A 12,952-nucleotide genomic window follows, 5' to 3' on the forward strand; every position below is an offset into this window, starting at 1 on the left:
GTCTGGTGACCGCCCTTCACCCCGCTCCGGACTCACCTCGCACGCAACGCCTGCCGCCAGCCCACACGTCCGCCGGTCTGCAGCAGCGCCCGGCGGTAGGCCCGCTCGGAGACGAGTACCACGCCGACCGCGAACGCGGCGAGCAACAGCAGCGCCACGACCGGTTCCCACCAGTCCGCGGCGCCCGAGAGCACCCGGACCGGCATCGAGACGATCGAGGTCACCGGGACGAACGAGAGCACTCGTTCCAAGGTCCCGTCGGCGCCGAACGTGGTCAGGTAGACGGCCATGAGCACGACGCTCATGGGAGCCGTGGTGCCCTGCAGGTCCTCGAGCCGGGACGCCAGGGCGCCGGCCATCGCGTACAGGGCGGCGACCGCCACGAAGCCGACGGTGAAGAAGATGACGAACCAGCCGAGCGACGCCGTCATGGCCGGTACCGCGGCCTTGAAGTCCGTCAGGGCCAGCCCCACAAGGCCGACCGACGCGAACAGCACGTTCTGCGCCAGGGCGATCACCGAGTTGCCGAGCACCTTGCCCGCCAGCACCTGCCGCAGGGGCACGGCCGACGCGATGATCTCCACGAGCCGCGACTGCTTCTCCTCGACGACGCTCGCGGCGATCATCTGCCCCGATCCGATGGCGCCCATGAAGAACAGGAAGGCCAGCGCGAAGCTGGCGAACTGCACGACACCCGGGTCGACGTCCCCGCCGTCGAGCCGTTCCGTGTCCAGGTCCCCGCCGGCGGCGAGCTCGTCGAAGCTGGTCCCCAGCACCTCGGCACGTTCTGCCACGGTCACCCGTTCCACGACGGGCGTCAGCAGCTGCGTCAGGCTTCCGCTCGGTTCGCGCCAGCCGGACAGGGTCCAGCCGTCCGCCCCGCTGCGCAGCCAGACGTCGGCGGTCTCGTCCTCGAGCGCCGTACGGGCCGCGTAGGCGTCGGCGACCTCGTGCACGGTGAGCTCGCCGCCGTCCCGGAGCTGCGCCGCGGCCTGCTCGGCGGCGGTGACCGCCAGTTCGTCGCCGGCCGTGACGGCGACGTCGTAGGAGTCGGTCTGCTGACTCTGCCAGGCGAAGAACCCGGCGATACCGGCGATGAGCAGCACGGTGATCAGCAGTCCGAACAGGTAGGCCTTGTTCATCACGCGCGCGACGATCTCGCGCTGCGTGACGATCAGCCAGGCGGGTGAGTCGTTCGAGCCGCGCATCAGGCAGCCACCTCTCGGTAGATCTCGGTCAGGCTCGGGCGCACGGGCGAGAACTCGCGCACGTCGCCGCGTTCCAGGGCGGAGTGCAGCAGCGCGCGGCCGGCGCCGTCGTCGGAGAGCTCGACGAGTGCGACCGGACCGTCGACGTCGACCGCGCGGACGCCCGGCATGCCCCGTACCCAGCCGGCGTCCCCGGACAGGACCAGCCGGTGCCGCACGGTGCCGCGCGCCGCCAGCTCCGCGGGCGCGCCGTCGGCGACGACCTGTCCGCGCCGGAGGATCACGAGCCGCTCGCACAACCGCTCCACGAGGTCGAGCTGGTGGGAGGAGAACAGCACCGGCACGCCTCGGGCCGTGTGCTCCCGCAACAGGTCGGCCATGCCGTCGACCGCGGCCGGGTCCAGGCCGCTGAACGGTTCGTCGAGGATCAGTGCGCGAGGCGCCCCCATCAGTGCCGCGATGATCTGGACGCGTTGCTGGTTGCCGAGCGACAGCTTCTCGACGTGATCCTTCGCGCGGTCGGCCAGGCCGAGTCGCTCCAGGTGGCCGAGGATCTCGGCACGGGCGGCCGGCGCCGGGATGCCGCGCAGGCGGCCCAGGTAGACGAGCTGGTCGAGCACGGCCTGTTTCGGGTAGAGGCCCCGCTCCTCGGGCATGTAGCCGAACGCGCGACGGTCCGTGGCCGTGATCGGCCGGCCGTCGACCAGGGTCTCGCCCGACGTCGGGGCCAGGACCCCCATGATCATCCGCATGGTCGACGTCTTGCCGGCTCCGTTGCCGCCGACGAACCCGGTCAGCCGGCCCGCGGGTGCGCGGAACGAGACGTCGTCGACGGCGCGCACGGCGCCGTCGCCCGTCCCGAAGACCCGGACGAGGGACCTGACCTCGAGGTCGCCCTCCTGGTGTGCTGTGCTCATGGGATCACGTTAGGGCGGCGTCGTGGCGGAGGGGATCGTCCCCGAGATGGAGTCGTCTCCCCCTGCCGACGGGTTCCCACGGCCCCGGGGACCGTCGTTGACCTCAAGTGAGGTCGAGGTCGTAACGTGGCGAGCATGACCTTCTGGATCTGCGGTACCTGCGGCGTCGAGCACGCCGAGCGCCCCGATGTCTGCGCGATCTGCGACGACGAACGCCAGTGGGTGCCCGCCGACGGGCAGCACTGGACCACCCTGGACGAGCTGTCCGCCTCCGGCCGGCGCATCGAGTTCTTCGAGTTCGAGCCGAACCTGTTCGGGCTGCACACCGTGCCCGACGTCGGCATCGGCCCCACACCGAAGATCGTGCGCACACCCGGTGGCAACCTCATGTTCGACGTCCCCGGCTACATCGACGACGACGCCGTCGCGCGGGTCGAGGAGCTCGGCGGACTGGCGTTCATCGTGGCGAGCCATCCGCACATGTACGGCGTGCAGGTGGAGTGGAGCCGGCGGTTCGGCGGCGTGCCCGTACTGGTGAGCGAGGCGGACGCCGAGTGGGTGGCCCGGCCGGACGCCGCCGTCGAGACGTGGAAGGAGGATCGGGAGATCCTTCCCGGCGTCACGATCACGCAGCCCGGTGGGCACTTCCCCGGCAACGCCGTGGCGTTCTGGGCGGACGGCGCCGAGGGCCGCGGCGTGCTGCTCACCGGCGACACCATCTTCGCGAACCCGGACCGCAGGACGGTCTCGTTCATGCGCAGCTACCCGAACCGCCTTCCGCTGTCGGGGAACGTGGTGCTGCGGATCGCGGAGCACGTCAGCCGGTTCGACTTCGACCGCCTCTACAACAACTTCGACGCGGTCATCGCGACGGACGCCCGCGCCGTCGTGCAGCGCTCGGCCGAGCGACACGCGGCCTGGACGCGCGGGGACTTCGACCACCTGACGTGAGGGTCGGCCTTCTCCTGCCGACCGGTCCTCCGTCAGAGTTGCGCGAGCAGGGCCACCAGCTGCTCCACCTCGGCGCGGATGCGTTGCCTCTCCGCCTCCGCGAGCGCCTTCGCGTCGGGGTCCATCCCGTCGGCGATCACCTCGTCCACGGGCTGGAGGCCTCCGTAGTGGTGCTCGACGAGCGCGCCCATGAGCGCCGCGTCGAACTCCGCGCCGTCGAGCCGTGCCAGCTGGGTGATCTGCTCCGGCGTGAGCATGCCGTGGTCGGTCTCCGTACCGTGCACGTGGGCGAGCCCGGCCGGCGCCCGGGGTCCCGAGCCGTCGCCGTCGTCGTCCGCCGTGCCATCCAGCCCGCCGGACTCGACCAGGGCGAGTGCCGTCGTCGCGGACGCCGGCACGGGCACCCGCCGGTCACGCAGCCAGGCGGCCAGCGCGTCGGTCTGCTCGGCCGACGCCGTTCCGACGCCGTGCGCCGTCTCCAGCACCAGCCTGTTCTCGCTGCGGTTGGGTGCCAGCGACGCGAGTTCCACGGCCTGCGCGTTGTGCTCGGCCATGACCTGCGCGTACACGCGGTCGGCGTCGTTGTAGCCCTCCGCGGCCTGCTGCGCCGGGACCGCGACACCCAGCCAGTACACGAGGGCGAGGGCGGCCGCGATGCCGCCGGCCAGGACCGCACCCATGACGCGCAGCCGCCTGCCCAGACCGTAGCCGCCCGATGGGGGCGCGGCAGGAGCCTCGCCGCCCGGTACGTCGTCGTCGTGGACACCGTCGTCGGGTACGTCGCCGTCGGGCACGTCGTCGGGCCGAGCTTCGGAAGGCGGCACGGTACTCATACCGGGAGAATCCCACACAACACGGCGGGGCCGCCATCACCCGGAGGTGATGACGGCCCCGCGCGCAGGGGTCAGAACCGCTGCTGCGCCTGCGGGTTGAGCGACTTCAGATGCTTCTTCGCCCTCCAGTCGATCGACCTGTCCAGCTTGAACGTGTCGAAGCCGACCGACAGGTCGTTGGAGTACACGTAGCCGTTGTAGTAGTACGACGACCACGTGCCGCCGCCGCTGAGACCGGCGCCCCGGTCGAACCAGGCGATCTCCGTCGGGTTCTCGGAGTCGGTGAAGTCGAACACCGAGGTGCCGCCCTGGTACCAGGACTGGACCATGAGGTCCTTGCCCTTGACCGGGATCAGCGACCCGTTGTGCGCCACACAGTTCTCGTCCTCGGTGTTGACGCGCGGGATCTTGTAGTACGACTTGAAGACGAGCTCCTTGCCGCCCCACTTGCCCTTGCCCTTCTTGCCGTGGTGCCAGGTGCGCTCGATGTCGTAGATACCGTTCGCACCCTGCTCGGGCCGGAACTCGTCGGTGCACGTCGCGAGGCCGCCACCGCCGAGCTCGTCCGTGAAGACGACCTTGGTGCCGTCGTTGTTGAACGTGGCGGAGTGCCAGAACGCGAAGTTCTCCGTGTCGCGCACGCTGCTGATGACCTTGGGCTCCTCCCGGTCGGAGATGTCCAGGAGGATGCCGTCACCCATGCAGGCGCCGGCCGCGAGATCGAGCTGCACGTACGTGGTGATGTCGTGGCAGCCCGACGTCGAGTAGTAGCTGTCCGGGCCCGACGGGGACTCGTAGCCACCGTCCGGGAACAGCACCGGCTCCGCGACGACCTCGGCCGCCTCCAGGTCGCGGGTCGGGATCTTGACGACCGAGATCAGGTCGTGCGGCGGCTGGCAGTGGGCGAGCTGGTCGCTCGGGAAGTACGACGAGACGTAGACGTACAGGTCCTTGCCGCGCTTGGTCGGCGCGAGGGAGTGGGTGTGCGAGCCGCAGTCCGTCGCCACCGACTTCACGTACTCGGGGTTCAGCGGATCCGAGATGTCCCAGATCTTGATGCCCTCCCAGTAGTTCTCCGGGTCGGACGTGGCCTGGCTGTTGCACGAGTCGTCCGTCCGGCGCGAGTCCGTGGACAGCACCAGGATGTCCTTGTAGACCGAGATGTCGTTCTGGCCGCCCGGGCAGTACACCTGGAGCGCCTGGACCGGCTCCGCCGGGTTCGACAGGTCGTAGACCGTGAAGCCGTCGTAGTTGCCGGCGTAGGCGTACTCGCCCTGGAACGCGATGTCGGAGCCCGTGCTCTGCAGCGAACCGTTCTTCGGGACGTTGCTCGTGTGCTCCATGTTGAAGCCGGCGACCTCGCCCGGCGCCACGTCGGGGTCGGCAGTCGCCTCGGCCGTCGTGGACATGTCCGCCGCACCGGCTCCATCACCGGGTTCGGCCGACGCCAGCGGTGCCACCGTCGCCACCGCTGCGGCCGCCAGGGTGAGCGACAAAGCAGCTCCGGCGGCGCCCCTCAGGTGGGATCTCTTCAGGGTTGATCGACGCACGCGCGTCACACCTCCTTGCTAGGGTCGTTTGCGAGTCTTGCGTTCTATCGAGGTTTCGTCCAGCATTCTGGGACATTTTTTACACGCCGGTGACAGAGTTAGCGAGATGATCTACCCGTGACACGAGGCAGCGTGAAGAGTTCCCCGGCTCCGGCCCCGGCGACCGAGCCGGCCCACGCCGTTCCCGGACGACGACGGCCGTGGCCGCTCCGGGCGGTCCGGGCCGGTGTGCTCGTGGTCGCGCTGGGAGTGCTGCCGGCGGCCTGCACCCCCACGACGGACGACCCGGGGACGGTGTCGACTCCGTCGTCGGTGGTGCTCAAGCCGGGGAAGCCGGGCGAACCGGCCGAGACGGTGGCACCCGAGGACTTCGACGGCGTCCCGGCCGAGGACCAGTGGAACGACGCGGACGCCGAGTTCATGACCGGGATGATCTACCACCACGACCAGGCGGTGGCGATGACGTCCTGGGTCCCGGAGCGGGCGGCGTCGGAGCAGTTGAAGACGTTCGCCGATCGGATGTTCAACACCCAGCGTGCCGAGATCGCGCTGATGTCGGAGTGGTTGGCGGAACGCGACCAGCCCGTGCCCGTTCTGGCGCAGAGCGACGACGGCACCGGGCCGCGAGCCCCCGAGGGCGCGCACGACCACGAAGCGGTCCTCCAGCCCGGGATGCTGACCGACGCCGAGATGGCCGAGCTGGAGGCCGCATCCGGCGAGGATTTCGACCGCCTGTTCCTCGAAGGCATGATCAAGCACCACCAGGGCGCGATCTCCATGTGCTCGGACGTGGCCGGCGCGGGTATCGACCAGTCGATCCAGAAGCTGGCCGCCGACATCGGCGTCGACCAGGCGGCGGAGATCGACCGGATGGAGGACATGCTGACGGAGCTGTGAGGGCCTCTGCCACCGCTCGCGCCGCATGGCGCGTGCAGGTCCTGCGGCTGTCGCCGACAGGAAGCCGGTCGCGGAGTGCGCGAGCCCGGCCCCTACGGCGCCGTCACGAAGATGTCGAAGAGGTGCGGGTGGTGCCCGTGGACCAGCACGGCGAAGACGACGGCGTCGAACAGCAGGTGCACCGTCACGACGTACGGCAGGGACTTGAACCGCGCGAAGATCCATCCCTGGACCAGGGCGAACGGGATGGTCAGCAGCGGCCCCCACTCCCGGTAGCCCAGCTCCCACAGGAACGACACGAAGATCATCGACTGGAGCACGTTCGCGTGCGCGACAGGGAAGTGCCGGCACAGCAGGGCGAAGCAGACGCAGATGAAGAACAGTTCGTCCCAGATCCCGACGGCGTTCACCCCGATGAACAGACGCCAGATGTCCTGGTCTCCCTCGAGGTCGGGCCAGTTCAGGTAGGCCCCGGAACCCAGGAAGTAGACCGGGAGGACCAGGTACCCGACCACGACGACGATCGCCAGATACGCCCACTGTCCTCGGCCCCAGCGTTGCCCGGTCGCGACGGGGAACTTCACGGCGTCGTGCCCCACGACGTACCGGGCGAGCAGCCACGGCACGAGCACCGCACCGCCCAGTGCGAGCGTGAACTGCAGCATCCTGGCGTTCGACAGCTCCGCGGCCAGGGAGATCGTCGAGATGATGCCGAGCCCGACGGCGATCAGTCCCAGGTCCTTCCCGAGCTCCCGGTCGATCCACAGGCCCAGCGCGACGCCGAGCACGAGCGGCACGTACGCGAGGGGCCGGATGTGTACGGCGAACAGCAGGATCGCGGAGGAACACACCAGCAACGCCGAGGCATAGCGCAGCACGGTGGAGGTCATGGTCCGGGTGGGAGCGGCGTCGGTCGTCACGGTCAGCAAACTACCGCGAGAGTCCCCGGTGCCCGACAGACCGAAGGCCGTCCGCCCGGTGGGAAGCCGTGAACCGGGAACACGTCGTGTCGTCGTAGAGTTCGTGATCGGTAACGTTTGATCCAAGCCTGGGCGCAGCGTCGCGGCCAGGCCGAGGATGTCAACGACGACAGATCGGAGCACCAGTGAACTCCCTCCTCCTGGCGGTGATCGGCATCGCCATGGTGCTCGGGGGGTACTTCCTGTACTCGAAGTACCTCGCGAGCCGCGTGTACCGGCTGGACCCGGAATACGCGACCCCCGCGCACACCATGAACGACGGGGTGGACTACGTCCCGACCAACAAGTTCGTGCTGTGGGGCCACCACTTCACCTCCGTCGCGGGCGCGGCACCGATCGTGGGCCCCGCCGTGGCCGTGATCTGGGGCTGGCTGCCCGCGTTCCTGTGGGTCACCATCGGAACCGTCTTCTTCGCGGGCATGCACGACATGGGCGCCCTGTGGGCGTCGGCACGCAACCGCGGCCAGTCGATGGGCATGCTGTCGGGCCGCTACATCGGCGCCCGTGGCCGCTCGCTGTTCCTGGTGGTCATCTTCCTGCTGCTGCTCATGGTGAATGCCGCGTTCGCGACGGTCATCAAGAACCTGCTCATCGCCACCCCCACGGCCGTCATCCCGACCTGGGGCGCGATCGTCGTCGCGATCGTCGTGGGCCAGATGATCTACCGCTGGCGCATGAACCTCGTCCTGACCACCGTGCTCGGCGTCGTCGCGTTGTACGCGCTGATCCTGCTGGGCGACGCCGTCCCGATCGAACTGCCGGAGAACTCGGCGGCACCGTTCTGGCTGACGATGCTGTTCCTGTACGCGGGAGTGGCCTCGCTGCTGCCGGTGCACGTGCTGCTGCAGCCGCGCGACTACATCAACGGCGTCCAGCTCTTCATCGCACTCGGCATCCTCTACGGCGCGGTACTGATCGCCAGCCCTGCCGTCGTCGCACCGGCGGTGAACCAGAACGTGCCGGAGGGCACCCCGAGCCTCGTCCCACTGCTGTTCGTCACCATCGCCTGCGGTGCGATCTCCGGCTTCCACGGCATGGTCTCGTCGGGCACGTCGTCCAAGCAGCTCGACAAGGAGACCGACGCCCGCTTCGTCGGCTACTTCGGCGCCGTCGGTGAGGGCCTGCTCGCGCTCGGCGCGATCATCGCCGCGACCGCCGGCTTCGCGACGCTCGCCAACTGGGAGGAGACCTACGCCGAGTTCGGCAACGGCGGCGTCGGCGCGTTCGTCTCCGGCGGCGCCTCGATCGTCAACGCAGGCCTGGGCATTCCGGACGGGCTGTCCGCGACGATCCTCGCCACGACCGCGATCCTGTTCGCCGCGACCACGATGGACACCGGCGTGCGCCTGTCCCGCTTCGTGGTGCAGGAGGCGGGCGATCTGATGGGCCTGCGCGTCAACAAGATCGTCGGCACAGTCATCGCCGTGGGCGTCGCGATGGGCATCACCTTCAGCATGGGCGCCGGCGGTGAAGGTGGCCTGCAGGTCATCTGGCCGCTGTTCGGCACCACGAACCAGCTGCTCGCGTCCCTCACCCTCGCGGTGATCGCCGTGATCCTGCTGCAGCGCAAGCGCAACCCCCTGCCCGCACTGGTGCCGTTGGTGTTCGTACTGATCATGTCCGTGTACGCGCTCATCGTGCAGCTGGGCACGTTCGCCACGAACGGTCAGTGGCTGCAGCTCGTGCTCGACGTGATCATCCTCGTCGCGTCCCTGTGGGTCGCGTTCGAGGCCGCCGTCGCCATGGTCCGGGCGTGGCGTGGACCCGAGGTCGTGGAGGACGCCGAGACCGCGGCGGCGCCGTCGTCCGCGGGCGGGACGGACGGCTGACGGGATGAGCACGGTGCGGCGGTGGTGGCGCGACCTCTCGGACGGCCTCCGGGAGTTCTATGTCGCGCCCTACCGCCGCACCTTCGCGCGTGCGCAGCGCGAGGAGGACGACCTGTTCACCCTCATCGTGCTGTCCGAGGCGCTCGGGGTGCCCAACCCGGCGTCGTACTACACGATCGAGCTCCTGCCGCTCATCCACGAGAGGGTGCACGAGTGGCACACCCGCATGGGGATGGACCGCTCGCCGCTGGAGAACGTCGCATGCTGCTGAGGGGAGCCGGAGCATGATCCGACCGTCCGACGGCGGCACCGGCGGCCCGGCCGGCTCGGCTCCGACGTCGAGCCCGGTGCCCGACGGCGGCGGCGCCGGCGGGCTGCTGCGCGGGCCCGGCGGCGATGCCCTGCACGACGTCGCCTCGCGGGCACGGGTGCTGTTCGCGGGCGGCAAGGGTGGCGTCGGGAAGACGACGGTGGCCTCGACCCTGGCACTCGCCCAGGCCCGAACGGGCCGCCGCGTGCTCCTGGTCTCGACCGACCCGGCCCACAACCTGGGCCACCTCTGGGACCGCGCCGTCGGCGACACCCCCACCCGCCTCACCACGCCCGGTGGGGCCGGGCACGTCGACGGGGTCGAGATCGATCCGGGACGAACCGTCGAACGACACCTCGACGAGGTCGGGCGGACATTGCGACGACTGATGCCCGAGCGCCTTTCGGGCGAGGTCACGCGCCACCTGGAACTGGCTCGTGACGCGCCCGGCACCCACGAGGCCGCCGTCCTGGAGCGGATCGCCGACGCCGTCGAGACCGGCCTCGCCGAGTACGACCTCGTCGTCTTCGACACCGCGCCCTCCGGCCACACGGCCCGCCTCATGGCGCTGCCCGAGACCATGTCCGCCTGGACCGAGGGCCTCCTGCGCAGGCAGGAGCGGTCCGCCAGGTTCGGGGCCGCACTACGCGGCCTGGCGCAGGACGACACCGACGACGACGGCGCCGGCGGGCTCGTCGGCCGGCGCGATCCACGCGCCGAGCGGGACGGGGAGATCCGGCGGGTCCTGCTGCGTCGCCGGACCCGGTTCGAACGCCTGCGCGAGGTACTGACCGACCCGGCGACGACGTCGTTCGTGCTGGTCCTGGCCGCCGAGCGGCTCCCCGTGCTGGAGACGATCGCACTGCACGAGCAACTGGTGACACTGGGGGTCGACGTCGGCGCTCTGGTCGTCAACAAGCGCTCCCCGGAAGCCGCGGGTTCCCTGCTGCGGGCGCGGCGCGCTCGGGAGGAGGACCACCTGCGCACCCTGGACGACGCGCTCGCGGCCGTCCCCCGCGCGGAGGCCGACCTGCTTCCGCACGACGTCGTCGGCGAGGAGGCGCTGGCACGCTTCGCCGGACTCTGACGCCGCCGCCCGTGCGACGCGGCTCCGACCGCAGGGGGAAGCCGCCGTCGCCGTCGGACATCTAGGGTGAGGGTCGTGAACACCCTTGCCCGACTCGCACGATGGTTCGGCGTCGACGCCGACTGGGAACACGTTCCCGATGACCCGCGGCGCGCCTTCCACAACGACCTCGTCGTCGGGGCCTGCATCGTCGTGCTCACCATCGCCGCGACCGAACTGGGACGCAGCGCGGGAATGTTCCGGATGGGCGGCGCGCCGGAGAGCCCCGAGTGGCTGCCCCACCTTCTCGCCGGGGTGACGGCGCTCCCGCTGGCATGGCGCCGCCGCTTCCCGATCGTCGCGATGCTCACCGTGTACGCGCTGTTCCTCGGGACGGGACTGTTCAACGGCGCGGTGACCCAGGTCGCGACGCTGCAGGTGACCTACTTCATGGCGCTGTACTCGGGTGTCGCCTGGGCGCGGGACCGGCGCGCGATGCTGATCGCCGTCGGTGTCGTGCTCCTGACGATGTTCGGCTGGATCGCGGTCCAGCTCACCGACGCCGCCGTGCGTGACGAGTTCCTCGAGCATCTCGGCGGTGTGGATCCGGGGCTGATCTCGCCCTGGGTGTCCATGACGCTCTACCAGCTTCTCGTGAACGTCGCGTACTTCGGCGGTGCGATCATCCTGGGCCAGCTCGCCTGGCACGGCGCCCGACGCCGCAAGCAGGTGGCGGAACAGACGGCGACGATCGAGCGGCAGGGACGCGAGCTCCGCGACCACGCGGTGCTGGAGGAGCGTCTGCGGATCGCACGCGAGCTGCACGACGTCGTCGCGCATCATGTCTCCGTGATCGGCGTGCAGGCTGCCGCGGCACGGCGCGTGCTCACCAAGGACCCGGAGAGAGCGGCCGAGGCGCTGAGCGTCATCGAGAAGTCGTCCCGGGAGGGCGTCGAACAGATGCGCGGTCTCGTCGGAACGCTGCGGCAGGTGGACGGGACGCGGGAGGGCGACACCGCGCCGGCGAACTCGGCCAGCACGGCCAACCTCGCGGGGATCGCCATGCTTGCCGGCGATGCCACGGATGGGCTGACCTGTACGTATCAGCTGGTCGAGGAGCCGAGCGGGGCGAGCGGGGCCGTCCCGGGGCCGATCGGCGCGGCGCTGTACCGCACCACCCAGGAGGCGCTGAACAACGTGCGGAAGCACTCCACGGCGCGCGGCGCTTCGGTCACGCTGCGCGTCGACGGCCGTGGTGACTCGGCGATGCCGCACGGCTGGGCGGAGGTCGAGGTGCTCGACGACGGACACCCACGGCCGGGCACGTCGGGAAGCAGGCTCGGGCTGGTGGGTATCCGCGAGCGCGCCGCCGCCCACGACGGCGTGGTCGAGGCCGGCCCCCGTGCCACCGTGGGATTCCGTGTCCGGGTCCGGTTCCCGCTGCCCGACGGAGGACTGGCGGACCGCTCCGCCGAACTCGTCGAGGCCGAGGGAGGCCGGTCATGATCAAGGTCCTGCTCGTGGACGACCAGCAGCTGGTGCGTTCCGGCTTCTCCCTCATCCTCTCGGTGGAGGACGACATCGAGGTGGTCGGGGAGGCCGCCGACGGGGCCGAAGCCGTGGGCCTCGCTCGCGAACTACGGCCGGACGTCGTGCTCATGGACGTCCAGATGCCCGTCATGGACGGGATCGAGGCGACCCGGCGCGTCGTCGCGGACGACCTCGCGAAGGTGCTCGTCCTGACGACCTTCGACAACGACGAGTACGTGTTCCAGGCGCTGTCGGCCGGGGCGAGCGGCTTCCTGCTGAAGAACTCCGACGCCGAGCGGATGGTCGAGGCGGTCCGCACCGTCGCGGCGGGCCACGCGCTGCTCGCGCCGGAGATCACCCGGCGGGTGATCCGGCAGATGGTCGACGGCGGGGCCGGTGCGGGTCCCGGCGAGCTGCCGGCGGCGAACGGGGCGGCGACGCGGAGCGGAACGCGGGGGCCGGGCAGGACGTCCGTCGCCGGCGGGACTGCGACGTCCGGCTGGACGCCGGCGTCCGGGACCGCGGCCTCGAACGGAGCGGCATCCGACAGGGCGCCCGCGCCGAACGCCGTCGACGACGGGGCGCTCGCCACCCTCACCCCGCGGGAGCGGGAGGTCCTGGAACTGGTGGGCACCGGTCTGTCGAACGGCGAGATCGCCGAGCGCCTCTGGCTGGGCGAGGCGACGGTGAAGACGCACGTGTCCAACCTGTTGTCCAAGCTCCACCTGCGCGACCGCGTCCAGGCCGTGGTGCTGGCGCATCGGCACGGGCTGGTGTGACCCGTACCGCGCACCGGGGCCGCCCTCTGTGACGGGAGACCCGTGCAAGCCAACGGTCCCCGGATCCCGCTGGGATCCAGGGCCCGTTCGGTGTCCGGCTTG

At 70.5% G+C, this 12,952-nt stretch carries 12 protein-coding genes; 7 read left to right on the forward strand and 5 right to left on the reverse strand.

The window, feature by feature from the left end; all coding sequences use genetic code 11:
• Positions 1–32: 32 nt before the first annotated feature.
• Together J0911_RS12190 and J0911_RS12195 are read right to left on the reverse strand one after the other, a co-directional pair.
• Positions 33–1,208, reverse strand: coding sequence for an ABC transporter permease (locus J0911_RS12190; protein WP_207275704.1), 1,176 nt, complete (start codon positions 1,206–1,208; stop codon positions 33–35).
• Positions 1,208–2,125 (reverse strand): ABC transporter ATP-binding protein, encoded by a 918-nt coding sequence (locus tag J0911_RS12195; RefSeq protein WP_207275705.1) that lies wholly within the window; start codon positions 2,123–2,125, stop codon positions 1,208–1,210. Before J0911_RS12195 ends, J0911_RS12190 begins: the two co-directional genes overlap by 1 nt.
• 135 nt (positions 2,126–2,260) lie before the next feature.
• On the opposite strand from J0911_RS12195, the gene J0911_RS12200 reads away from it, so the two are divergent.
• Positions 2,261–3,076: an MBL fold metallo-hydrolase gene (locus J0911_RS12200; RefSeq protein ID WP_207275706.1), complete on the forward strand. Its 816-nt coding sequence runs from the start codon at positions 2,261–2,263 to the stop codon at positions 3,074–3,076.
• 32 nt (positions 3,077–3,108) lie between these two features.
• On the opposite strand, the gene J0911_RS12205 is transcribed toward J0911_RS12200, so the two are convergent.
• Together J0911_RS12205 and J0911_RS12210 are read right to left on the reverse strand one after the other, a co-directional pair.
• Entirely contained in the window at positions 3,109–3,909 is an 801-nt protein-coding gene (locus J0911_RS12205; RefSeq protein ID WP_207275707.1) for a DUF305 domain-containing protein, read from the reverse strand.
• A gap of 71 nt (positions 3,910–3,980) precedes the next feature.
• Positions 3,981–5,459, reverse strand: a complete 1,479-nt coding sequence (locus tag J0911_RS12210; protein WP_307865057.1) for an LVIVD repeat-containing protein — start codon at positions 5,457–5,459, stop codon at positions 3,981–3,983.
• A gap of 117 nt (positions 5,460–5,576) precedes the next feature.
• On the opposite strand from J0911_RS12210, the gene J0911_RS21125 reads away from it, so the two are divergent.
• Positions 5,577–6,356 (forward strand): DUF305 domain-containing protein, encoded by a 780-nt coding sequence (locus tag J0911_RS21125; RefSeq protein ID WP_207275708.1) that lies wholly within the window; start codon positions 5,577–5,579, stop codon positions 6,354–6,356.
• A 92-nt stretch (positions 6,357–6,448) separates the two neighbouring features.
• On the opposite strand, the gene J0911_RS12220 is transcribed toward J0911_RS21125, so the two are convergent.
• Positions 6,449–7,246: a CPBP family glutamic-type intramembrane protease gene (locus J0911_RS12220; protein WP_207275784.1), complete on the reverse strand. Its 798-nt coding sequence runs from the start codon at positions 7,244–7,246 to the stop codon at positions 6,449–6,451.
• Positions 7,247–7,461: 215 nt separating this feature from the next.
• On the opposite strand from J0911_RS12220, the gene J0911_RS12225 reads away from it, so the two are divergent.
• From J0911_RS12225 to J0911_RS12245, 5 genes are all read left to right on the forward strand, one after another.
• Positions 7,462–9,165 carry a carbon starvation CstA family protein gene (locus tag J0911_RS12225; RefSeq protein ID WP_207275709.1) on the forward strand — a complete coding sequence of 568 codons (1,704 nt, stop codon included), beginning with the start codon at positions 7,462–7,464 and terminating at the stop codon, positions 9,163–9,165.
• Between the two features lie 4 nt (positions 9,166–9,169).
• Positions 9,170–9,436, forward strand: coding sequence for a cory-CC-star protein (locus J0911_RS12230; RefSeq protein ID WP_207275710.1), 267 nt, complete (start codon positions 9,170–9,172; stop codon positions 9,434–9,436).
• Positions 9,437–9,449: 13 nt separating this feature from the next.
• The gene (locus J0911_RS12235; RefSeq protein ID WP_207275711.1) at positions 9,450–10,562 is read left to right on the forward strand and encodes an ArsA family ATPase; all 1,113 of its coding nucleotides are present in this window, start codon (positions 9,450–9,452) and stop codon (positions 10,560–10,562) included.
• 75 nt (positions 10,563–10,637) lie between these two features.
• Positions 10,638–12,047 (forward strand): sensor histidine kinase, encoded by a 1,410-nt coding sequence (locus J0911_RS21130; RefSeq protein ID WP_307865058.1) that lies wholly within the window; start codon positions 10,638–10,640, stop codon positions 12,045–12,047.
• Positions 12,044–12,850 carry a response regulator transcription factor gene (locus tag J0911_RS12245; protein WP_207275713.1) on the forward strand — a complete coding sequence of 269 codons (807 nt, stop codon included), beginning with the start codon at positions 12,044–12,046 and terminating at the stop codon, positions 12,848–12,850. The genes J0911_RS21130 and J0911_RS12245 overlap by 4 nt, the downstream gene beginning before the upstream one ends.
• Positions 12,851–12,952 lie beyond the last annotated feature (102 nt).

It is taken from the genome of Myceligenerans salitolerans (genome assembly GCF_017349295.1).
GTDB classification, from domain to species: Bacteria; Actinomycetota; Actinomycetes; order Actinomycetales; family Cellulomonadaceae; genus Myceligenerans; species Myceligenerans salitolerans.